Here is a 22,535-nt window from a genome sequence, read left to right as displayed (position 1 = left end):
TCAATAAAAATGGCAAATACCACTGATAAGTCAATTTTAACCGCCGCAGGTAAAGCACTGTTGGCGCAACTTAATGCCGAAGAAAAGCCACTGATCATCGACAAGATGATTTTTGCCAATGTGCCTAATCGCCCAGAGTTCCCACAGCCAGATGATGTGGTACCCACTGATCATATTGTTCACCAAGAAGGTGTTGAACAGCGTGGTCGCCTCTCTGCCGACTCGGTTATTTACAGCACGACATTGACCAGTGACGTTGGCCCGTTCGAATTTAACTGGACAGGTGCGTACTGCTCAGAATATGGCGTGTTGGTCACAATCGACCATCATGCACTAACACCAAAATCAGCCGACGAACCAGGTGTAGCAGGTAATACCTTGGTGCGTTCTGTCGTACTTGAGTACAAGGACATTGCTGAAATTACCAACATCACCGTGGATGCTTCATCGTGGCAGTACAACGCCACGCCACGTATGAAGAAAATGGACGACGATGTGGCCCAAGCCATCATCGACCAGAACGGTAAAGACTGGTTCATTGAAGATGGCTTCTTGGTCACACCTCAAGCTAGCGCCTTCAACATTAAAGCGGGGGCCGGCTATGTATCAGGTAACCGTGTCAGTCTCGAATTTGATCGCAATGTCCAGGTACCTAACAAGCCATCGTTCATCTATGTAGACGCGCACCGCGAAGGCACACCAACTGGTGAACAAGTCACTCTGTTTGATTTTGTAGTGACAGCCGAAGAGAAAGATGATTACACCGATGCCAATGGCGTGAAGCACTATGTTTGTAAGATTGCTCAAGTGTTGGCTGATGGTAGTGTTAGTGATTTGAGGCCAGAGGGGGAAAGTAAAAATAAACCATACCTGACATTTGAGGATTTTGGTTGTAAAGGCTATCCGAGTGACGATACAGAAGGGTTTGAGCGGATTCAAAATTACTTAGACTCCTTGGTGGGAATTCTCCCCGTTATAGCCAAAAAACCTGTTTACCTTACACGGAAAGGCCTAGTAATCCGATCGGGTAAGTCTGTTGAAGGCGTTGGTTGTGACTATTGGGATACATGGAGACCAAATCAAAATGAACTGCTGAAAAGCATGAAGCATGGCACAACGATACTGTTTGCAGGTTCGGGAGAGAGAAAACATTCCGCTATTAACTTAGATGATAACACTCCACCAAAAGAAAAAGACGGTGTCATATGTGAATTGTTGAAGTTTAACAATGGAGATTCTATCGATGGTCGTCCGGCCACACCAAAGATGTTTAGTGTAGGTGTAGTTGTAGAGCGCAATGCATCTCTAAAAAATATTCGCCTTGTTCCTGAGTTTGAAGGGATAGATGGTTATAACGATTTTACAACGGATAACCTTGCCGCTGACTGGGATGTGGGGATTTGGTTTCAAGGTGCTAATGAAGCGTCATGTGAGAATGTACAGTCTGTAGGTTATTGGCGCATGGCAGGGACGTTATTTACTGAGAATAACGGTACGTTTGAACAAATTGCTAATCCAGAACGCTGTGTTATCAATAGGCTCAGAACACAAGGGGTTCGAGGGATATCAGTGCGCAATTCCGCACAGTGGAAAACGTTTGATGATAGCTATTCGAACAATAGTATTACGTGTGAATATAACCAATATTGGACGTTGACAAGCCAGAATAAATTTAGACTTATTGGACCATATCAAATTTATGAATTTACGGGGTATCAAGTAAGTGCGGATGGGGAAAAAATTACTTTGACTGGAGTTACACCAGATCTTCCTGATGAACGTCCGGAAATTCTCCGCTCACCTAGTATGGGAAATAATCTGGCTGGTACGATTTTTAATGACAGTGTGTTTACTTCTTTTGAGCACAGCAGCGGTAAAGCCGCTGTTAGCTTTGGCTTACCAGAAGCTGCTGCATTTGAGATTAGTGGTTTCCCTCTAAGAGGACTAAAGCTAAATAACACTAAAGCTCAGACAACTTGGGATAATATTAATGGTATTTTCGCTGATTGCAGGGACTTGCGCTGGCACTTGAGCCAGTTTGAGAATGGTTTATTGGTGGCATATGGTGAAGAGGAAACAATAGGACACACTATCAACTTGAGGTTGCCAGAGAGTTATGCAAACAGCGGCGCTCTTGATAGAGCGTTGTTCAATCCTCGTGGCTATTTTAATAGCTATGATGCATTTCCCACTGAGTTTTCTGATGGGAATGAGTTAGTAATCAGACACCCTCTGTTTGGAGTTAAAGGACTCTCGACAAAAATTATGTCCTCTCATGGAAAGGTTAGGTACCACATAGAAGATTTGGACTCGTACCTAGCGACTGAGCGAAACTTTGAAATCAAAAAGGACTCGGGTGAAAGTTTGATGTCGCTTTATGGCGAGTCAAAGAATGTTCAGTTTTATGGTAGTGTTTTATCCAAAGGAGAGTTGATATCAGAAAGCAATACGCGATCTTCAAAGGATGGTGTAAATACATGCGGAACACCCAGTTATCGCTATTCCGATGGTTTTTTTATCAATACGCCAATAGGTACTTCGGATGAAAATGAAAAGGAAATTGAAGTTATTCCACAAGCATGGATCATTGCTGCCAATAATATAAAACCAATAAGGTTTCGCTGGAAAGATGAAATAGAAAAATTCAAATCGGGAGAAAGAAAGCAGCATCCAAGATGGCATATTGGTTATGGTGCTCAATCTGTATTCAAGGCTCTACAATCGGCCGGAGTTGTTAACCCGTGGGAATGTGCTTTCCTGTGTAAAGATGCGTTGCTTGAAGAACTTGATACGGGTGAAGTAGTACCAATCGTAGATGAAAAAGGTAATCAAGTTGAGCGTTGGGGTATTCGACAGACTGAGCTCAACACGTTAAAAATAGCTGCAATTTCGTCTGTGGTGGGATGCTAGATGCTAACCCTAAACGGAACCCAACTCCCACTAAAGAACCTACGCATTAGCGTTCGCCAGCAATTGGCCGGACAGGATATGTCCGGCCAGACCTCGGCTACCGACCAAGCGGAAACAGGCAGCAAAGGTAAAATTCTGACCGTGAAAGGCGTTATCCCATTTACCAAAAAACAGCTTTTAACCAATCTGTTCAGCATGGCAGAAGCACAAGAGAACGATGCTCGCCAAATCTACCGAATTAGCAACAAAACGGCAGAGGCTTTGAAAATTCGCCAGGTGAAATTCCAAGGTGCCGTTCGTGCCGATGAGCAAGATTCTCACAGGCAATGGAGCGTTTCATTTGAACTGGTCGAGCACCTTTCGGTGCCAGAACGAGTCGAACAACGCCAACCGGATAAACCCGCCGCACAGCAAAAAGTGCAAGGTGTGAATACTCCGGTTGAAGCCGGACAAAGTGACGATGTGCCGCCTGGTACAGAGGTGGAACTTACTGGTGTGATGAAGGTGCTCAAAGCTGTCGATAATGCTTTAGCCTAGTGGTGACGTATGACAACAAACAACAAGTTTCTTTGCCGCGCTTACCTTGGTAAAAACAAGGGCAAGGTGAAAAGCCATCGCATCGTCTTTAGCGAAAACACACCAGGTCGCTGTGAACTCTCGGTTGAAGGCAGTCCAGAGCCAAATACTATCATTGCCGTGGACTTAGGATGGGGCGAGGATATTACGCGAGTCTTTCTTGGTTACATCGAACGAGTTCAGCCAGCCGAAAAAGGTTGGTCTAAAGTATTTTGTCGCGAATTAGCAGCAATACTTTACAAGCCAATCAACATCATATTGCGCCATCCAACACTGATGCAGCTGCTTAGCGAAGTGACCAATAAAACGGGCCTTCAATTTGTGGTACCAGAAAAAGCCTACAGCAAAACGGCTATTCCTTGTTTTTATAGCGATGGCAACGGCTATCGAGTCATAGACGAATTGGCCCAAGCGTTCAGCATTGATGGATTGTTCTGGCAACAACAAGGAAACGGGCAAATTTACGTAGGCAGTTGGGAGGATTCATTCTGGGCAGATAAACCCGTCACCATACCAAGTGCACTTATGACGAATCACACGGCAAACAAGTCGGTAAAGGTACCAGCTATTCCAAAGTTGAAACCGGGTGCGGTCGTGAATGGCCTTCGATTAGTTGGTGTTGAGTTCGAAGGAACGGAGGCAAAGTTAACATGGATGTGAATACGATTAAGCGCATTATCTTCCGGTTATTTCCTGAGCTCACAGGCCAGTGGCATTTACCAAGGTGGGGAAAGGTGGTCGCATTGCCAGAGCTGCCAGAAGAAGGTGACTTGTCTGATCGCTTCTATCCTCACTATGCCGTGGATGTTCAGTTACTCGATGAAAAGGGCATGGAATACGAAGATAAACCACCACTGCAGGCGGTACCACTTCCGGTGCCTGGTCTTGGTGATCATGCTGGCCGTCTAGAACCACCCGTAATTGGTAGCATTGTAGAGCTAGGTTTTATGTTCGGCCAACCGGACAAACCTTTTATTCGTTGCGTTCTTCCGCTTGGGTTCAAGTTACCAGGTATCAAAGAAGGTGAAAGCCGATACCAACAACGCCAAGGTGTTTACCACCTAGTAGACCAAGATGGAAACTTTGAGAGCACTACAGATAAAAACGCCACGTTGAATTGTGTCGATAGAGAAGTAAACGCGACAAACTACACAGCTATCATTGAGCAACTTCGTAAGGTGGTAGTAAAACAGAGTGAACAGATCACCATACTCAAAGACCAAGTGCAGGACATCAAAGGGCAAGTGAATTTAACTGTAGGCAAAGACCTCATCATAGAAGCCAAGAACATCACCGAAGATGCCGACACAATCAAACTCAATGGCGGTAAAGGTGTTTGTACTGGTGCAAGTATTTGCCCATTCATAGGGAAACCACATGTAGATGTATCAACCACCGTATTTGCAGGGAAATCGTAATGGCACTAACTAAACCATCGTTAAAACAGAAACTAGAAACTGAGCTGAAAGCGCAAGGTTTTGTTTTAGAAGGCGAATTTGCCATGGCAGGGAAGTTCGCAGAAGCTATCGCCAATGCAGTGGTAGACGAAATCACCCAGAACGCACAAGTTGAAGTAACAAGTGGCAGCTCTGCCGGAACCTACAAAGTAAGCTAAAAGCCCACCGCCTCATCACCAAGCGCCCACTATGGGCGCTTTTCTTATATCTAAAGCCAATGGCATAGCTACAGGCTAGCGCCGAGTAAAGAAGCACTCAGGTGACGGAATCCGCACTCCTCCTCCCCACCTGCGACGTTTTCGATCTGGTTTTTTCGCAATTTTGATTTAGTGAAAATCTACGGGGCGAGGAAAGGCGTAGAACGCGCGATAAAGCCTTTTGCTATAACGGCTTCGAGTAATATGAAAAGCCGCTGAAAAGGGCTTGTATTGCGCCTAGTAGAATTTCAACAATTGCGCTTTTTTTCAATAAATTGCAATAAGGAAGATCTGTAAAGATCTAGTGTTTTATTGTAAGTTGTTGATTTTCAATGCTTTCATGTGTTTTCTGTCAGCTTTTTAAAGATCTGGGATGAAAGTTCAAAAACCTATGTGAAAAGGCGACATACCAAGTGCTACAAAGCTTTAACGGTGATCAAGCTGGATAAGCTTTTTTCAAAAGATGTTTCAATAGAGGGTTTAACACTCTGAGTTACATAGTTAAAATTGATAGCTAAACGTAAATGGTAAATAGACAACTTGGATGAGTATTTCGCAGCAACGAAAGACTAAGGTTAGACAAATTGAAAGAATTAAAAAATGGTTTTAAAGATGATCAAGACAATTCAATCATCGTTGGTGAGAGAGTCGATTTTGGTAAGAGTGATCTTGAGTTCTTGGAAGTAGGAGCTACTGTCGAGATAGGTGAAGACACCAAAATATCACATTGCCACATTAAGCTAGGGCGTAATGCTAAGTTGATAGTAGGTAAGGGATGTCATATTGATGGAAGAATCTTTGTAGGAGCCCATTCAACCGTTACGATTGGTGATGATTTTACGGTGACAGGTAATGTATATTTGAGAGCGGTAGAGGCGACCAAGATAACTATTGGCAATGACGTGATTGTGGCAGCAGGTGTAACTGTTCGTACAAATGACGGTCATACAATACATGACTTGATTTCAGGAGAGCGAATTAATCCATCAAAAGATATTGTCGTCGCTGACCACGTTTGGTTAGGTGATGAAGTAGCAGTACTTAAAGGTGTTGAGATTGGTGAAGGCTGTGTTGTAGGAATGAGGTCTGTTGTAACCAAAAGTATTCCCGCTAATTCATTAGCAGTCGGGTTGCCTGCAAAGGTATTAAAGCAGAATATCACCTGGAAACGATAAGGTAAGTTGCTCTTTCTGGGTGCTCAGTCGGATAATAAACCACAAAAAGCTTACTGGTATACAGAGTCGTTCCTTCCCATGTAAATCTACGTTTGAAAATAGACTAGGTGCAGTAAAGTGATGGTGTGGACATTTTGGAGACAAAATCAATGCAATTCTTATTTATCTAATTGATTTTATTGATTTAAAAACCCAGTGCTCAATAAGACCATATTATCAATCAACCTAGCTGATATTGTTTAGCATGGCTAAGCATGCTTTGTAGCGTTACGCTTCTGCTGGGATAGTGCATGCGTAAAACAGTAAAAACAAAAGTGGCGACATGAAAACATGTCGCCACTTTATCGCCATTTATCAACTAGCCATTGCATAAGTAATTGATACTTAGGGGCTATTTTGGCGTGTTAATCTTACTTAGTGTAAGACTGAGCGATGTTATCGATACGCTCGTTAGCACGCTCAGCTTCTTCTTGAGCAGCCATTGCTGCTGCACCTGATTTTTGAACGTCAGATTGAAGAGCTTGTACGTCTTGGCTTAGTTGGCTAACTTGGTTGCTTAGTTCGTCTAGTTTTGCTGCATTTGCTGTTGCTGCGTCATCAGAAGAAGCACAACCTGCTAGTAGAAGTACTGAAGTTGCTGCAGCTGCGATCAACGTTTTGTTCATATAAGAACTCCTTGCTTATAGTGAAAGTCTCGCTACCAACTATTATTTTATACAGTAGCGAGGTTAAATGTGGATACATTTTATCAGTACATGATGTAGCAAAAGTCAAAAAAACCCAAGAATTTCATGGAGTACCTGACGTCAACTTTTACCTGAGCTTAACAAAGGTGAGTGAATTATCATCTCCCTTATTCCCACAACAGTTCTCATAGCAGGTGTTTTTGCCACGTTCCTGATATCAATAATTTAGACGATATTGACACAAATGAAAGTTTCTCGGCGCAAATAACTGCTATTTACGCAGTTTTATTGGAGAACGAGAGGCGCACCTTGAGCTCGCTTTTCTCTAAATCTTAAGCCAAGCAGCTGACCAATAAAGCGAGGGTTTGTTCTTAATTGAGCCGCAAATGATGTTTTGTTTTCATCCGTGGGAATTAGTTTGTGTGATCTCTATCTATACTCCTATGATTTGCGGTATTATACCGAGCTTTATTTTTTTGCTGCGTTAGAGCGGAAACGACATTACAGAGCGCTCAGACGCTGACTGATTTATTGGAGAATACTTTGCAATTTAAAGATCTAGGCCTAGACAACCGATTGTTGAAGAACCTAAAACACTACGATTTTAAAAAACCAACTGACATTCAAAAGCAGGCTATTCCTGTTGCGATTGCAGGCAAGGATTTATTGGCATCTTCGAAAACGGGTTCGGGCAAGACTTTGGCGTTTGTATTACCAATGCTTCACAAGTCTTTAAAGACAAAATCGTTTTCTGCCAAAGACCCTCGCGCAGTTATTCTTGCTCCCACTCGTGAGCTAGCGAAACAAGTGTATGGTGAGCTTCGCTCTATGCTTGCTGGCCTATCTTATGAAGCTGCATTGATTTTGGGTGGTGAGAACTTTAATGATCAAGTGAAAGCACTGCGCCGTTACCCGAAATTCATCGTGGCGACACCAGGACGTCTGGCTGACCACTTAGAGCACCGCTCGCTTTACCTTGAAGGTTTGGAAACGCTGATCCTTGATGAAGCAGACCGTATGCTGGATTTGGGCTTTGCACCAGAGCTTCGTCGTATCCATAAAGCAGCTAAGCATCGTCGCCGTCAAACATTAATGTTCTCTGCAACGTTGGATCACGCCGACGTAAATGACATTGCGGCTGAAATGCTTAATGCTCCGAAACGTATTGCTATCGGTGTTTCTAACGAAGAACACAAAGATATCACGCAAAAATTCTACCTGTGTGATCATCTTGATCATAAAGAGGCGATTCTAGATCGCGTACTTTCAGAAGCAGAATATCGCCAAGTTATCATCTTTACGGCGACGCGCGATGATACTGAGCGCCTAACAGCGAAGCTAAACGAGAAGAAACTGAAGGCCGTTGCATTGAGTGGTAACTTGAACCAGACTCAACGCAATACGATCATGAGCCAGTTTGAGCGAGCGGTATTCAAGATCCTAGTGACAACAGATGTTGCTTCTCGTGGTTTGGATATTGCGACAGTGACACACGTCATTAACTTCGATATGCCAAAGCATACTGAAGAATATGTACACCGTGTTGGCCGTACGGGCCGTGCTGGTAACAAGGGTGATGCGATTTCTCTTGTTGGTCCAAAAGACTGGGATAGCTTTAAACGTGTAGAAGCTTACCTACAACAAGATCTTGAGTTTTCAGTATTCGAAGATCTGAAAGGTAAGTTCAAAGGCCTGAAGCCACCTAAGCCAGATTTCCGTAACAAGAAAGCGACAGCGAAGAAATCACGCCCTCAAGCGAAGAAGTCGGCTAAGAAACCTGTTAAACGTGACAAGAGTTTCTACAAAAACGTATCAGTGGGTGATGATGTGTTCATCCCGAAGAAAAAGCCAGCGGCACCAAACTCTGAAGAGTAAAAGTCGCTCCAGTTTTCAACTGATTTTAGTTTTTCAAAACCCGAGTGTTCGCACTCGGGTTTTTTTATGCTTATCTCCAGGCGAAATGATGTCTTTCTATACTAACGTGTTTGCTAGGCTTTTATATTTATCTGGTTTTATATAAACAGCATAGATCGCTAATTTAGAGAGATATTAAGTTTTATCACCTCGGTCCAAGCAAACGTTTTTCCTCACATACTAGATAAAAATTTCACATGATTATGAAAATGATAATTGATCTCATTTTTATTTAAGGGCAAAATACGCGCCATTGTATTAATCCTATAAATGAATTCGCTCTCTATATGAAATTTACTCATGTTTTTTTAGGGCTCATAATTACCTCTAGTTCTTGCTTTGCCGTTAATGACTTTAATTGGTTGCGAGATGACGCTCGTAAAGATGAGCGAGTTCTTACCTACCTAACAGAGCAGAACCGTAAGACTGAACAGCATCAAAAAAAATATCAGACGTTGACGCAAGATCTGCTCGCGCAGTGGGAAGCCATGGTGGCAGATAAAGGTGATAAACCATGGTCGATCGTAAATGGACGCGAATGGACGTTAACGCGTCGTGACGGTGGTTATGTGTTGCTATCACGTTCGAACCAGTATGCACAAGAGAACACAGTATTTGATTTCTCTGAACGTCAATCTGCATATCCGTATTATCAAGTAGGGCAGTGGCAAGTAAGCGGAGACACGTTGCTTTTTACTGAAGATATTGATGGCAGTGAGCAATATCGCGCCGTGGTTGTTGATTTACTCTCTGGCCAATCTACGGAGCTGGCAACGCACGTCGATAACGGTGTATTGCTTTCACCTGATGGTAAGATGGCTTACCTCGTTTCGAAGGAAATGCGTACACAGCGACCTCATCAGATCCTACGCATCTCCACTGAATCTTTGGCTAAAACCGTTGTATGGCACGAATACAAATCAGATTGGTTACTTTCTTTCTACCGTGCGGCAGATAGCCGTTACGTGGTACTGCAAAGCAATAACGAGTCAACCACAGAGCAGAAGCTTGTTGATCTAGAAACGGGCACCGTAAGCGATTCACTGAGAGTGCCGGAAGCGGGCGTGGAATATTACGCGGATGTGGCGAAAGGGCGCGTTTACGTCAACAGCAATCTTGAAGGTACATTTGCACTTTATCAAACCGATCTAGCACCTCTTAGCGCAACATGGCAACGCTTTACTACCCTTCGTGAACCGCTTGACCAGTTCTACCTTTATGATGCAGGAGTTGTGGCACTCAGTAAGCCGAACAACGTAGCGACATTGACGGTGTATTCATACCAAGGTCAGGAAAAAGTGATACTGCCATTGGAACAGGATGGCAATGTCGCTTGGTTGAGCACGTTGGGCGATTTTGAATCAAACAAGATTCGTATACGAAGCATGTCGATGACTACGCCTCCTCAGTGGGAAGAGTTCGATGTAAAAACGCTGACTAAAACCTTGTATTCTCAAGATGCTTACCAAGATTTTGATAGTCAACGTTATGTCTCCCAACGCATTTTTATCAAGCACGATGGTGTTTCTGTCCCGGTCTCTTTAGCGTATCGCAAAGACAAATTACACGCGCAATCACCTGTGATGATTTACGGCTATGGCGCATATGGTTTTACGATGAAACCGTACTTTATGCCTCAAGTCATAAGCTTGCTCGACCAAGGCGTGATTTACGCTATCGCCCATGTTCGCGGCGGTGGGTACTTTGGCGATGAGTGGCACGAGCAGGGCCGTGGTGTGCGCAAAGCCAATTCTATTGGTGATTTTGTCGCGGCCGCTAAGGCGATGCAAACGTTTGAACGCGGCAATAGAGAGATTTTTGCCATCGGTTCAAGTGCTGGTGGCACGTTGGTCGCGGGAGCGGTTAATCAAGACCCTAAATTGTTTTCAGGTGTCGTGCTTAAAGTACCTTTTGTTGATGTGGTAGCAAGTATGTCGGACACCTCACTTCCGCTGACCACACAGCAGTATGGCGAATGGGGTAACCCAACCAAATCTGAGCAACTGGCGCTAATGAAAGCGTACGATCCAATTCTCAACATTCATAAAGACGCTTACCCACCCATGCTGGTTCAAGTCGGTTTGATCGATCAGCGCGTGCCTTACTGGGAAGGTGCCAAGTATCTCGCCAAGGTTTCCGCGCTAAGTGAGCGCGACGGGCCGTACTTGTTGCAGACCGATTTTAATTCGGGCCACCAAATGGACCCACGACAAGCGCAAGAACAACAAGCAAAAGAATACGCCTTTCTTTTATCACTAATTAAAACATCTAAAGCGGAGCAGTAAATGAAGCTTACCCCAGTGTCAGCGGCAGTACTTTCGGTACTAGCTGCCAGCCAAGTGCACGCCAAATCTGACGTTTTCTCTATGGAAGAGGTCGTGGTGACGGCGAATCGGATTGAACAACCAATGTCTGAACTAGCAGGCAGCGTCGCAGTTGTCACCAGCGAAGAGATTGAACAAAAGGGCGAAACAGAGCTTTATGATGCGCTGCGTCACGAACCTGGGGTAAGTGTGTCGGGTGGCGCTGGTCGTCCACAAAACATCACGATTCGAGGCATGACGGGTAACCGCATTATGATCATTCGTGACGGTATTCGCTCAGCAGACGGTTTTGGTGCGAATGACAGCAATGACAAAGTGGGCCGCGATACGTTTGATCTTTCTAATTTGGAATCATTAGAAGTAGTGAAAGGGGCGAGCTCCTCAGTCTTAGGTTCTGGTGCTATCGGTGGCGCTGTGATTCTAAAATCCAAACAGCCGGGCGAGTTTTTAAAAGATCGTGACTTTTATGTTGATGCCACGGGCACGTACACGGGGATCAGCAATAAATACAAAGGCGCGAGCAATCTGGCATTTCGTTCTGGCGACACGGAAAGCTTAGTCAACGCGGCGTATTGGCAAGGTGAAGAGACGCGTAACTTCAGCCAAGATTTGTACAACCGCGATTTGGATGGTTACAGCGCGTCATACGCCATCAATCATTTTTTCAATGATGAAGTGATGGTCAAAGCGCGTGCCGAACTTTATCGGCAAGACCAACAACGCCTGGAAGGTTCGCCATCTATACAGAAGGATGGCAAATGGCATATCGAAGACTTCGCAGAAGATGAATCGACAAAAGAGTACAGCGCTTATATTGGTGCAGAGGTTACACCGATTAATCCAACTTGGTTCGAAGAGTTAGATACAAAGGTCTACTGGCGCCACACCGAAGTGGTGGAAGACACGAATCGTTTAATGAGACAAGTTGACCACAATGGTTTGACTGTTAGACGTCGCGAGCTAGAACACAAAACCTTCATTGACGAAACAATTGGCTTCCGTGGTGATTTCACCAATACGATTTATGCTGCAAATGCTGAGCACCAATTGGCTTACGGTATCGAGCTTTCTACTGACTATTATGAACGCACAGATAGCGATTCCAAGATTGATTGGAACGGGGTAACGCCTTCGACCAAACAACCTTTCGCTCCTGCTCGCGCTTATAACATTGGTCTGTACGTTCGAGACATGGTGGAGCTGGATAAATGGACCATTACAGGCGGCCTGCGCTTTGATGCGCATCGTCTAACACCGGACGGTGAGGGTGAAGTGGGCGGCTTCCCATTAAAAGACATGGATAGCTCAGAGGTATCTCCAAGCCTATCGATTTCTCGTGAAGTGTTTGCCAATAACATCGCTTATGTATCTTATAACCACGGCTATCGTGCTCCGGAATACGACAAAGCGTATGGCTTCGTAAACCATGACTTTGTGCCGCTAACGCCGTTTGTCATTGCACCGAACATGGACCTAGAGGCTGAAACTTCGGACTCCTTTGAAATCGGTAACAAATTCGATAATGGGCACGCGCAACTTTACGTTTCTGCGTTTTACAACAAGTTCCAAAACTTCATCGATGTTGTTACCACAGGGCAAGATAACTTCGGTAACTACATCAAGCAATACCAAAACTTACACGGCGTTGAGACCTACGGCGCCGAGCTTTCTGCCGCGTACGCTTTCACTTCGTCTTGGAAGCTAAGTACCAAGCTTGGTTATGTGGACGGAAAGGACGCCGAAGGCGAGTACGTTCGTAGCATCACACCTTTCGAGGGCAATGTTGGGCTGAACTATCAGCAGCAAGACTTTAATGCGTTCGCGACGTGGAACTGGGCTGGTTCGATGGAGCGTGTGCCGAGTTGCCAAACGTCACTTGGACAAAAAACCGAATGCGCACAAACAGAGGCATGGAACACGCTCGATTTGGGGGCAAGTTACCAAATCACCAAAGATTTTCGTTTGAGTGCGACCATCATCAACCTGTTCGACAAAGAATACATTCGCTACCAAGACGTTGCTGGCATAGCAGATGAGAGCAAACGCTACTCAACGGAACCAGGTCGTTACTTTACGGTTAACGCGAAGTACATCTTTTAGTAGGAGCCCTGCATGAAACTCAAACTTTTGGCGCTTTCTCTTACGTTAGCAGGCGTTCAAGTGACGAACGCTGCCGAGTGGGATTACCCTAGCGCTGCCATTACGGTTACGAACCAAGCTGAAGCGCTGCGCTATTTACAAGCGAATTACGCTAGCGCTGGCGAACTTAAGTTTCGCTATCAAACTCGTTCTCAGCTCGGAGATCATTACAACTTTGATGTGTGGGTCGATGGGCAGTATCAACCGCAACGCACCATTGTGCTGTCGACTAACCAAGACAGCCAAGTTGAGCGTATTTTCAAAAGCCTTGAAGATACGGTGATTCGTAATGGTGAGGCGATGCCAGCCGGAGAACTGGAGCTGCCTGTTCGATTGGAAGTGACTGAGCCGCCAGCATTGAGCTCTGGTGAGTTAGTGACCGTTCCCGTCTCACTCTTTGATCCTGATTTACGTACAATGCAACAACAAGCTGCGCCTGATTCTGCGTGGAATTCGTTAGAGGATTATCCGCAGCCACTTCAATATGTTGAGAAGCAGATTCAAGTTTTGCAGTCCGGTGGCAAGTTCTACCTAGCTAACGAGCGCGTTAAACAGGTGGATGCACTTGCATTACTGTCTTCACCTGCGGTAGGTGCGGAGTCTGTGCGTGATACAAGCAGTATTTTGCCGCCTGAGGGGGTTCAATCTTTTGCGGATGTAAAAGCGATGCAAAGCGCTCAACTTGGCGACAATGCCTTTTTGCAGTTGATGGCGTTTTACCATCTTGATAGCTCACTGCAGTACTTATCGAGCTTGAGCTATGACTTATTTGAAGAGCCGCTTCGTTTTGATGGGCGTGGTTTAGCGCTCGACAACTCTTCTTACTACACAGGTTCGCGTGCGCTGATGTTAGGCGTTGGCGGAGTATCTCCAGATGCTGCAGATGCAGATGTGATTTTGCACGAGCTAGGACACGGTATTCACTATCAAATCGTTCCTGATTGGGCGTATGGACATACTGGCGCGATTGGAGAAGGTGTTGGTGATTACTGGGCGGGCAGCGCGAGCTACCGAACACAGTATTTAGACGCAGCTCGCCGTGGTCAGGAATTTGAGATTGATACCGTGTTCAACTGGGACGGTATGTTCGGAACACGCAAAACAACTCGTAGCTTATGGAACCAAAGAGCGCGTTACTTCGAGAGCTCAGAGTATCCAGCGCACGTTAGTGTGGGCGGTGAACTAGGCGATGAGCTGTGGTCAACGCCACTGTTCCAAGCACTTAAAGCGTCGGTTGAACGATATGGTGATGATACCGATAGCGTGTTCCGCGAGTTTGACGCCATTGTTCTTGAAGGCATGTACGGTATTGGTCGTGGTGTAAAAATGCATGATTTGGCAGAGTCCACCGTGTTTGCCGCAAGCACTTTGTTCCCAAATAAAGACTATGCCCAGTTCCTGACGGACAGCTTCAACAAACACAACTTGCTTAAAGCGCCTTTTCGCGTTCGCTATGACGCTCGATACATCGCACAAGGTCAAGACGTGGGAGTGAGCCTGAGCCAAACTGGCCGCGAAGCGAGCATCAAAGGGCAATGGCAGCTAAATAACGCATCCGTTTTCGACTTTGATGAAACGCTTTCTGACTCGACCTCAATGAAGGTGGCGTTACCAAGCGGTCTGACATGTGGCACGCAATTCGATTCCTCTATTTTATTGGATTACCAATTTGCTAAAGGTTTAAAGGCTCACCAGTGGAGCGAAAAGGTGATGCTGGTTAATGGTACGCCAGAGCTCGATATCCAGCCTCAACCAGTGAACTCCGCTTTGCCGGAGCAGGGTGACAGATTGTTCTCTCAGACGCTATCGGACAAGTCACGCACGATTGATGATTCGTTTGCGGTTTACCTGAACATCGAACATGACTCACTGCAGGATCTGCAAGTGACGCTTGTGTCTCCACAAGGTAAATCGGTTGTGCTACTTAGCCATCAATCAAGCAATACCAATGGATTTAAAGGTTACTTCACCGCTCAGTATGACGAGGAGTTACAAGCACTTGTCGGTCAACCGAGTTGGGGTACTTGGCGTCTCGAAGTATCTGACCGCGTGTCAGGGAACTCTGGGGTGTTGAAAGAGTGGGGTGTTAGTCACTTTGCTCAGTATCAGTGTAGTGCTGATACCACTAAAGAAAGCAGTGGTGGTTCAGGTGGCAGTGGTTCGCTTTGGACCTTGGTAGGACTTTTCCTGCTTTCAATGGTGAGAGTGATTCGTTCTCGTTAATTAAAATCTAAAGAAGACAAAATTTATGAAGTTTCAATATTCTTTCGTTGCTATGTCACTAGCCCTAGCTGGTTGTGGCGGTGGTTCTGGTGGTGACACGTCAACACCGACCTATAATGTAGCTGGCACCATCGTTTCTGCAGGTACACTTCTTGATACGCCAGTATGTATCGATTTAAACCAGAACTACGTTTGTGATACTACTGAACCGAGTGCTAAAACGGATAATGCTGGTAAGTTCTCCCTGACGTCAAGCGACAAGAACATTTTGACTAGCACGATTCTTGCTCAAGTTGATCAAGGCTCAAACCAAACGTTGCGTCTTGCGGCTCCAGGCCAAAACTTAGCCACGGGTAACACAGTAAATGGTGTAACAACATTGCTCGCAGGTCTTGTGATTGACGGTAAAACCGTTGCTCAAGCTGAAGAGATTGTTAAAGCGCAACTGGCTAGTGTAGGCGTTTCGCTGAATGGTTCGGTGATGTCTAACGCAGAAGCCAGCGAGCTAGACAAGCTAGAGCAAAACACGGTTGCGCTATTAGCTGCGATGCAACCACAACAAATGACCAAAGGCGTAGCGCTGCTTGCTCAAAGTCTTAGCTTCCAAGGTAAATCGCTAGCCTCTGATCTTTTGTCTGAAGCGGAAGTGAGTGCATTTGCTGAAGAAATTGCAGCGGTTGCTGAACAAACGGTTGGTAGTAACGATACGGGTGCCATTCTTCACTTTGCTGATGGCGCTGCAGACGTTGCAGAGGTTCAAGCTTCTTACCCTGGTCAAGATGCGGAATACGGCTTCGACAAACAGGACAAGCAAACGTCGACAGGCGCGGGCTTTAAGTTCGTTAAGCTAGATTCACAAGGCGCTGCTTTAGCTGCAGATGCCACTGAGTGGGCTTGCACTTTGGATGAGCGTACTGGTCTTGTTTGGGAAAACAAGAGTGCGGATGCGAGCTCTATTCAATTTAAAGACCGCCTATTTGCGTTTGAGTCTGAAACATTTAAGCCATTTAGCAAAGATGTAGATCTTGCGGGCTGTAAAGAGGTGGGCGATGAAATTTGTACTACGAGCCAATACGTTGAGTACATAAACAAACAATCGTTATGTGGAATCACTGGTTGGCGCCTGCCTACTTACCGTGAAACTTATGACTTACTAGATTTCGGTGAAAAGACACTATTTGCGCCGAGCACAGAATATGAACCGAACAATGTGTATGGTTTTAATGTCAAATACTTCCCACAGCAAACTTTAGGCAGCCCTTATTTAGAAAAAGGTGCGTTTTGGCATGATGGTTTTAGGTTTACGGAAACATCATCACAGCTCATGGATGGTGAGATTTATTTCCCCGCAATTGTCTCTCGGGGCGCAGATAGAGGGGCCACTTCATTCGTTGAGATTCGCTCAAGCAGTACAAGTGAAGATGCCTATGATTCCTACCAATTCCCAATCCGTCTAGTAGCAGTTAAGGGACAATAAGATGAAGAAACTAATGACCGCGCTATCTCTTGTGTTGGCTTCTCAAGTAGCAATGGCAGCACAAGAGTGTTCGACTGAGTTTGCTAAAACAGCACCTAATACACGTTACACTTATTCAGATAAGGGAACTGTAACTGACTTAAAAACAGGTCTTACATGGATGCGCTGTCCAGTCGGTATGACATGGAATGCAGCAAACGAAGAATGCACCGGAACGCGAGCTACGATGTCATGGCAATTCGCGCTGTCTACGGCCCAACAAATTCGTAATCCGTCCGGTAACCACCCTCTACACAACTTTGCTGGCAAAAAGAATTGGCGACTAGCAAACATTAAAGAGTTGGTATCGTTAACGGAGCAAGCTTGCTATAGCCCAGCGATGAATGGTACAGGCTTTGCGAGCGGTTATACACTGACAGACAAGGACGATATTTTAGGACGTAATATTTGGAGTAACACACCTAATGGTGATGGTAAGCATGTTGCTACTCTTGATACGACTAATGGTGAGGTTTTCAATAGAGATCCATTAGACTCAAGTTTCAAAAGCTCTCTCTTGTTAGTGACAGATGAATAATACTTATTACGTTAATAAAGATTGATAGCTTTGCCTTTATAAAAAGCTCCGCCAGTGCGGAGCTTTTTTCTTTTCTAACCTTTGGCACTTATCGTGTTGAGCAGAATGTTTAAACTTGGAACTGCTTAAGTTGGTGCTTTTGGTTTTCCGCTAAGCCTGAAAGCTCTTGAGCGGCAGAGGCGGACTGCGTAATGCCAGTCACGTTCTGGCTCACTAGTTCATAGATGTTCGTTAAGTTGTTGTTGATATCGGCCGTGACCTGTTTCTGCTCTTCTGATGCGGTCGCCACTTGCGTGTTGATTGAGTTCAGAGCGGCGATAGCATTACTGATATTAGCAAGTGATTGGCTAACTTCTTGTGCCAGAGCTTGGTTGTCTGACAACATGGCTAAGCTAGAGTGCATGCTTTCATTCGCGTGACCAGATTGCTGCTGAAGCTCTTCGATGATGGTTTGGATCTCTTTCGTCGATTCCTGAGTTCGCGCCGCTAACATACGTACTTCATCGGCGACTACCGCAAAGCCTCGGCCACTTTCGCCCGCTCGTGCAGCCTCGATCGCTGCATTCAGTGCAAGCAAATTGGTTTGCTCAGAAATGCCTTCAATCACTTCGATCACGCGACCAATGTGTTCTGATTGATCTTTCAGCGATGTCACGACGGCTGCGGCTTCGTTGAGTTGTTCTGCCATTTTTTCGCTTGCGCGAGTGCTTTCCTCAAACATGCTCAGACTTTGTGAGGTAAGCATGCGTGCTTGATTTGATGCGCTATCGGCTTCTTGTGCATTGGTCGACACTTCAGCTGCAGTCGATTCTAGTTGGTTGATTGCCGAAGCCACTTGCTCAACTTCTTGCTTTTCTTGATCTGAGTTAACGCTGCTTTGAGTCATAACAGTCGCTAACTCGGTCGATGCTGATGCCACATCTTCACTAATTCGAACTAATGCACTCACGGTTTCACGCAGTTTGTCGATGGTTTGGTTTACATCCTGAGCCAGTTGCGACACTTCGTTTTTTCCGATGGCTTCGGCTTTAACCAATAGATTTCCCTTCGCGACTTCTTGCATGGTTCCTTGAAGGTTACGAATCGGTGCAACGATATAGCTGGCTAGTATCCAACTAATAAGCGAAGCGGCACTCAAGATAACTGCAAGCGTGACCGCGCTGTAAGTGAGCGTGGTTGAATGCTGTTCGCCATTCGTTTCGACTTCATCGGTGACGATTTGATTCAATTGCTTAGACAGGTTGTCGATGGCGTTGATCATCGCTTCGCCAGCCAATCGGTATTCTGCCATCGCAGATTCGTACTTTTGATTGAAATCGGATGTGGTGTAGCCAGAAGAGTGCTTGGTGGTGAGCAGAGGTGTCATGGTGACGCGCGTGAAATCAACATAGTGTTCCATGGCTTTGCGCATTGCATTCACTTCGGTTTGAACGCCTGAGAGGCTATCGATGGAATTCAGAAAATCGCGGTTTTTGTTTTGTCGTTCAGACAGTTCTTGGTTGAGAGATTGGACATCTTCGGCTCTAAATAGACTGTAAATGGCTTTGATGCGCATAGCGTAGGTGTTGTCTACGATGGCGCTGAGTTCCTCTTTATGAATGATCAGCTTGTTGGTGGAAGTGGAAACCTTATTGAATGCTTGGTCGAGCTTGCCGATTCCGACGCTCAATCCAATGATGAGTAATACAACGGTGAATAGAACAGGTAAAAAGACCTGAAGTTTAATAGAAAGCGTACTAAGAAATTGACGCATGATTGACCCTCTATCGGTTTTATTATTATCTTTTTTATAAATAAGCATTTCGATTTTAATTGCCATACTCGTCAAATCAATGACTTACTCATATCCAATTGTTATGAAATGTACCAAAATCGATGGAGTTATCATTTTGAACGCGCGGCAATTTATAAAAGCGCTAAGCTAAAAACGGTAGAGGGATCAGTCGCGGAATTAATATACAGAAATGACAACGTGTCATAGAGGGTTCAACTAAGTGAAACACAACTGTCATATTCAAATTCTAAAGTGAGCACCGTTCAAGTGAAACACAACGGCAATAAAGCCACTTAAGGAAATTGTGATGAAAAAGACAGTAATCGGTGCAATCGCACTTCTAGGCGCAATGGCAGTGACTCCTGTTTCTGCTAAAGAAACTATCTCTGCAGTGGGTTCTAGCAGCGTAACTCCACTGATGGAAGTTTTCTCTGAAACGTACATGAAGAAGAACCCTAACGTATTTATCGAAGTTCAAGGCCCTGGTTCTTCAGCTGGTGTTAAAGCAGCAAAAAATGGTTCAGCAGACCTTGGTATGTCTTCTCGTAATCTAAAAGACTCTGAAAAAGAATCAACACTAATAGAAGAAGTGGTTGCTCGTGATGGTATCGCAGTGGTTGTTAACCCACAAAACAAACTGCCTGGCCTAACAGCAGAGCAAGTGACTGCAATCTACAAAGGCGAAGTATCAAACTGGAAAGAAGTCGGTGGTGCAGACAAGCCAATCGTAGCAATTACTCGTGACACGGCTTCAGGTACTCGTGGCGCATTTGAAGACATCATGTCTCTTAAAATGAAGATTTCTGGTAAGAAGGTATCAGCTATCTCTCAACGTGCTCAAGTTGCAAACGGTAACGGCGCACTCAAAACAATGGTTGCATCTAACCCATACGCAATCGGCTACATTTCACTAGGTACGGTAGACAACACAGTTAACGCTCTAGCAATCGACGGTGTTGATGCAACAGTGGCTAACGTGAAAAACGGTTCTTACAAAGTAGCTCGTCCATTCCTTGTTCTTTACAAAGAAGGCAAGCCATCAGCTGAAACGCAAAAATTCCTAGACTGGATGCTAACTGAAGATGCGCAAAAGCTAGTTGACCAAAACGGTTACATCTCAGTTCACTAATTTTATCGGGACTCTTAAGTTTGCTCAGCCCACCATTTAGGGCTGAGCCTTTTCTATCCATAGTGTTCACCGGCAAAACGCCCAGAACCGTGAGATTTTTTAAATGACCATCGCAACAAATAGTGAAAAGCTTATGAATACTGACGCTAAAGCTATCAGCAAGCCCGGCCTGCGCGAGAAACGTCGCGTAGACTGGAAAGAGCGTATCTTCCACGGCTTGTTCCTAACCAGTGCCGTTATCGGCATCGTCTCATTAGCCGTTATTGCTTACTTTATTGTTCGAGAAAGTATCCCGGCATTCCAAGAAGCTGGTGTATCGGGCATCGTTCTTGGACAAAACTGGCTGCCGCCTGCACTTTACGGTGTTGCGACAATGATTGTTGCATCTATTGTATCGACGGCAGGTGCGGTAATCGTTGGTGTACCAATTGGTGTGCTGACGGCTATCTTTATTGCCGAAATCGCACCAAAGCGTCTTGCGGATATTATTCGTCCTGCAGTTGAGCTTTTGGCAGGTATCCCGTCTGTGGTTTATGGCTTCTTTGGTTTGGTCATCATCGTACCGCTGATTCAAAACATCTTTAATGTCCCTGCGGGTAACACGATTTTGGCAGGTATCATCGTGCTTGGTGTGATGATTCTACCGACCGTAATCACGGTATCTGAAACGTCTATTCGAGCTGTGCCTCGCGCATACAAAGAAGGCTCTTTGGCTCTTGGCGCTTCGAAAATATACACAATCTTCAAATTGCTCGTTCCAGCGGCTCGTTCAGGCATCATGACGGGTGTGATTTTGGGTATTGGCCGTGCTCTAGGTGAGACAATGGCGATCATCATGGTGATGGGTAATGCACCTGCTATGCCAGAAGGCATCCTAGATTCGGCACGTACGCTAACCGCAAACATCGCGATTGAAATGTCTTACGCAAGTGGTATTCACGCCAACGCTCTTTACGCCACTGGTGTTGTACTTCTGGTCTTCATCATGTCGTTGAACGCTGTACTTCTTTACCTAAACCGAGAAAAAGCGAAGTAATCGCTCGTTAAAGGTGACTATTATGGATCGCGCAAAACTAAAACAAGCTCGCCAGTTCAAAGATAACGTCTTTAACGCTTTGGTTTGGATTTCGGCAGCACTAACGGTAGGTTTTTTGTTCTGGATTATCTGGTACATCCTATCAAATGGTCTACAACACGTAGATTGGAACTTCATTACTGATAACTACACACGTACTGGTGAAGAGCACGGTATCTTCCCGATGATCGTCTCGACCATCTACATGGTTATCGCATCCATCGCGGTAGCGGCGCCACTGGGTATCATGACGGCAATCTACTTAACCGAATACGCGAAAGTCGGTAGCCGATTGGTAAAAATTATCCGATTCTGTACTGAGTCGTTGGCGGGTATCCCATCGATCATCTTCGGTCTATTCGGTATGACGTTCTTCGTGGCAATTCTTGGCCTGGGCTTCTCGATTCTGTCGGGTGCACTGACTCTAAGTATTCTTATTCTGCCAGTGATCATCCGTACTACGGAAGAAGCACTAATGGCAGTGCCTCAAACGTATCGTGAAGGCTCATACGGCCTTGGCGCTTCGAAAATTTACACTATCTGGCGTTTGATTCTTCCGAGCGCAATGCCAGGTATCTTAACCTCGGTCATTCTAAGTATTGGTCGTGTCATTGGTGAGTCTGCTCCTGTATTTCTGACAGCAGGCATGGTTGCTCGTATTCCAGATTCTCTGTTGGACTCCGGTCGTACATTAACCGTTCACCTATACAAACTGACTACCGAACTGTTTACCGTTGAAGAATGGAATCAGGCTTACGGTACCGCAACAGTGCTTATCGTGGTTGTTCTTCTGATCAACATGGTAACGAAACTGATTGCTAGACGTTTTAACACCGCAACTTACTAACAACACTAATTAAGAACGCACGTTAAAAGACACGAATTCAAGATTTAAGAGATTA

Annotated in this window: 17 protein-coding genes; 15 read left to right on the top strand and 2 right to left on the bottom strand. The window is 45.2% G+C overall.

Annotated elements, in window-relative coordinates; translation table 11 throughout:
• Window positions 1–9: 9 nt before the first annotated feature.
• The 6 genes from FR741_RS23680 (at window position 10) to FR741_RS22020 (ending at window position 6,315) form a co-directional block, all read left to right on the top strand.
• Window positions 10–2,910, top strand: a complete 2,901-nt coding sequence (locus tag FR741_RS23680; protein WP_233059813.1) for a phage tail-collar fiber domain-containing protein — start codon at window positions 10–12, stop codon at window positions 2,908–2,910.
• Window positions 2,911–3,447: a baseplate complex protein gene (locus FR741_RS22040; RefSeq protein WP_062859697.1), complete on the top strand. Its 537-nt coding sequence runs from the start codon at window positions 2,911–2,913 to the stop codon at window positions 3,445–3,447.
• A gap of 9 nt (window positions 3,448–3,456) precedes the next feature.
• Entirely contained in the window at window positions 3,457–4,146 is a 690-nt protein-coding gene (locus FR741_RS22035) for a hypothetical protein (RefSeq protein WP_167427722.1), read from the top strand.
• Complete coding sequence (locus tag FR741_RS22030) at window positions 4,137–4,904, top strand: hypothetical protein (RefSeq protein ID WP_167427721.1); 768 nt, start codon at window positions 4,137–4,139, stop codon at window positions 4,902–4,904. Before FR741_RS22035 ends, FR741_RS22030 begins: the two co-directional genes overlap by 10 nt.
• Entirely contained in the window at window positions 4,904–5,101 is a 198-nt protein-coding gene (locus FR741_RS22025; protein ID WP_167427720.1) for a hypothetical protein, read from the top strand. Before FR741_RS22030 ends, FR741_RS22025 begins: the two co-directional genes overlap by 1 nt.
• 623 nt (window positions 5,102–5,724) lie before the next feature.
• On the top strand, window positions 5,725–6,315 hold the full coding sequence (locus tag FR741_RS22020; protein WP_167427719.1) for an acyltransferase: 591 nt from the start codon (window positions 5,725–5,727) through the stop codon (window positions 6,313–6,315).
• A gap of 410 nt (window positions 6,316–6,725) precedes the next feature.
• On the opposite strand, the gene FR741_RS22015 is transcribed toward FR741_RS22020, so the two are convergent.
• On the bottom strand, window positions 6,726–6,980 hold the full coding sequence (locus tag FR741_RS22015) for an Lpp/OprI family alanine-zipper lipoprotein (protein WP_005375145.1): 255 nt from the start codon (window positions 6,978–6,980) through the stop codon (window positions 6,726–6,728).
• A gap of 552 nt (window positions 6,981–7,532) precedes the next feature.
• Here FR741_RS22015 and FR741_RS22010 point away from each other — a divergent pair.
• The 6 genes from FR741_RS22010 to FR741_RS21985 all read left to right on the top strand — a co-directional run bounded on the left by FR741_RS22010 (window position 7,533) and on the right by FR741_RS21985 (window position 17,655).
• The gene (locus FR741_RS22010) at window positions 7,533–8,876 is read left to right on the top strand and encodes a DEAD/DEAH box helicase (protein WP_047009779.1); all 1,344 of its coding nucleotides are present in this window, start codon (window positions 7,533–7,535) and stop codon (window positions 8,874–8,876) included.
• Between the two features lie 326 nt (window positions 8,877–9,202).
• Window positions 9,203–11,200, top strand: coding sequence for a prolyl oligopeptidase family serine peptidase (locus FR741_RS22005; protein ID WP_167427718.1), 1,998 nt, complete (start codon window positions 9,203–9,205; stop codon window positions 11,198–11,200).
• A complete protein-coding gene (locus tag FR741_RS22000) occupies window positions 11,201–13,339 on the top strand; it encodes a TonB-dependent hemoglobin/transferrin/lactoferrin family receptor (protein WP_167427717.1) in 2,139 nt (712 codons plus the stop codon).
• A gap of 12 nt (window positions 13,340–13,351) precedes the next feature.
• On the top strand, window positions 13,352–15,601 hold the full coding sequence (locus FR741_RS21995; protein WP_167427716.1) for a proprotein convertase P-domain-containing protein: 2,250 nt from the start codon (window positions 13,352–13,354) through the stop codon (window positions 15,599–15,601).
• A 25-nt stretch (window positions 15,602–15,626) separates the two neighbouring features.
• Window positions 15,627–17,078 (top strand): Lcl domain-containing protein, encoded by a 1,452-nt coding sequence (locus tag FR741_RS21990; protein ID WP_053808313.1) that lies wholly within the window; start codon window positions 15,627–15,629, stop codon window positions 17,076–17,078.
• 1 nt (window position 17,079) lies between these two features.
• Window positions 17,080–17,655 carry an Lcl C-terminal domain-containing protein gene (locus tag FR741_RS21985; protein ID WP_053808314.1) on the top strand — a complete coding sequence of 192 codons (576 nt, stop codon included), beginning with the start codon at window positions 17,080–17,082 and terminating at the stop codon, window positions 17,653–17,655.
• Window positions 17,656–17,764: 109 nt separating this feature from the next.
• Here FR741_RS21985 and FR741_RS21980 read toward each other — a convergent pair whose 3' ends face one another.
• Complete coding sequence (locus tag FR741_RS21980; RefSeq protein WP_167427715.1) at window positions 17,765–19,408, bottom strand: methyl-accepting chemotaxis protein; 1,644 nt, start codon at window positions 19,406–19,408, stop codon at window positions 17,765–17,767.
• A 328-nt stretch (window positions 19,409–19,736) separates the two neighbouring features.
• On the opposite strand from FR741_RS21980, the gene FR741_RS21975 reads away from it, so the two are divergent.
• The 3 genes from FR741_RS21975 (at window position 19,737) to pstA (ending at window position 22,480) form a co-directional block, all read left to right on the top strand.
• Window positions 19,737–20,558, top strand: a complete 822-nt coding sequence (locus FR741_RS21975; RefSeq protein WP_005397879.1) for a phosphate ABC transporter substrate-binding protein — start codon at window positions 19,737–19,739, stop codon at window positions 20,556–20,558.
• A 103-nt stretch (window positions 20,559–20,661) separates the two neighbouring features.
• Complete coding sequence (gene pstC / locus FR741_RS21970) at window positions 20,662–21,594, top strand: phosphate ABC transporter permease subunit PstC (RefSeq protein WP_006741921.1); 933 nt, start codon at window positions 20,662–20,664, stop codon at window positions 21,592–21,594.
• 22 nt (window positions 21,595–21,616) lie between these two features.
• A complete protein-coding gene (gene pstA, locus FR741_RS21965) occupies window positions 21,617–22,480 on the top strand; it encodes a phosphate ABC transporter permease PstA (protein ID WP_005397882.1) in 864 nt (287 codons plus the stop codon).
• Window positions 22,481–22,535: the final 55 nt, after the last annotated feature.

The sequence above is a fragment of the Vibrio diabolicus genome, from assembly GCF_011801455.1.
Lineage (GTDB): Bacteria > Pseudomonadota > Gammaproteobacteria > Enterobacterales > Vibrionaceae > Vibrio > Vibrio diabolicus.
The sequence above is the reverse complement of the archived record's forward strand: the minus strand, read 5'-3'. Positions and strand labels throughout refer to the sequence as shown.

Bases quoted from the DNA above. Each gene is read 5' to 3' on its own strand.
- FR741_RS23680 (WP_233059813.1), top strand. From the start codon at position 10: ATGGCAAATACCACTGATAAGTCAATTTTAACCGCCGCAGGTAAAGCA.
- FR741_RS22040 (WP_062859697.1), top strand. From the start codon at position 2,911: ATGCTAACCCTAAACGGAACCCAACTCCCACTAAAGAACCTACGCATT.
- FR741_RS22035 (WP_167427722.1), top strand. From the start codon at position 3,457: ATGACAACAAACAACAAGTTTCTTTGCCGCGCTTACCTTGGTAAAAAC.
- FR741_RS22030 (WP_167427721.1), top strand. From the start codon at position 4,137: ATGGATGTGAATACGATTAAGCGCATTATCTTCCGGTTATTTCCTGAG.
- FR741_RS22025 (WP_167427720.1), top strand. From the start codon at position 4,904: ATGGCACTAACTAAACCATCGTTAAAACAGAAACTAGAAACTGAGCTG.
- FR741_RS22015 (WP_005375145.1), bottom strand. From the start codon at position 6,980: ATGAACAAAACGTTGATCGCAGCTGCAGCAACTTCAGTACTTCTACTA.
- FR741_RS22005 (WP_167427718.1), top strand. From the start codon at position 9,203: ATGAAATTTACTCATGTTTTTTTAGGGCTCATAATTACCTCTAGTTCT.
- FR741_RS22000 (WP_167427717.1), top strand. From the start codon at position 11,201: ATGAAGCTTACCCCAGTGTCAGCGGCAGTACTTTCGGTACTAGCTGCC.
- FR741_RS21995 (WP_167427716.1), top strand. From the start codon at position 13,352: ATGAAACTCAAACTTTTGGCGCTTTCTCTTACGTTAGCAGGCGTTCAA.
- FR741_RS21990 (WP_053808313.1), top strand. From the start codon at position 15,627: ATGAAGTTTCAATATTCTTTCGTTGCTATGTCACTAGCCCTAGCTGGT.
- FR741_RS21985 (WP_053808314.1), top strand. From the start codon at position 17,080: ATGAAGAAACTAATGACCGCGCTATCTCTTGTGTTGGCTTCTCAAGTA.
- FR741_RS21980 (WP_167427715.1), bottom strand. From the start codon at position 19,408: ATGCGTCAATTTCTTAGTACGCTTTCTATTAAACTTCAGGTCTTTTTA.
- FR741_RS21975 (WP_005397879.1), top strand. From the start codon at position 19,737: ATGAAAAAGACAGTAATCGGTGCAATCGCACTTCTAGGCGCAATGGCA.
- pstC (WP_006741921.1), top strand. From the start codon at position 20,662: ATGACCATCGCAACAAATAGTGAAAAGCTTATGAATACTGACGCTAAA.
- pstA (WP_005397882.1), top strand. From the start codon at position 21,617: ATGGATCGCGCAAAACTAAAACAAGCTCGCCAGTTCAAAGATAACGTC.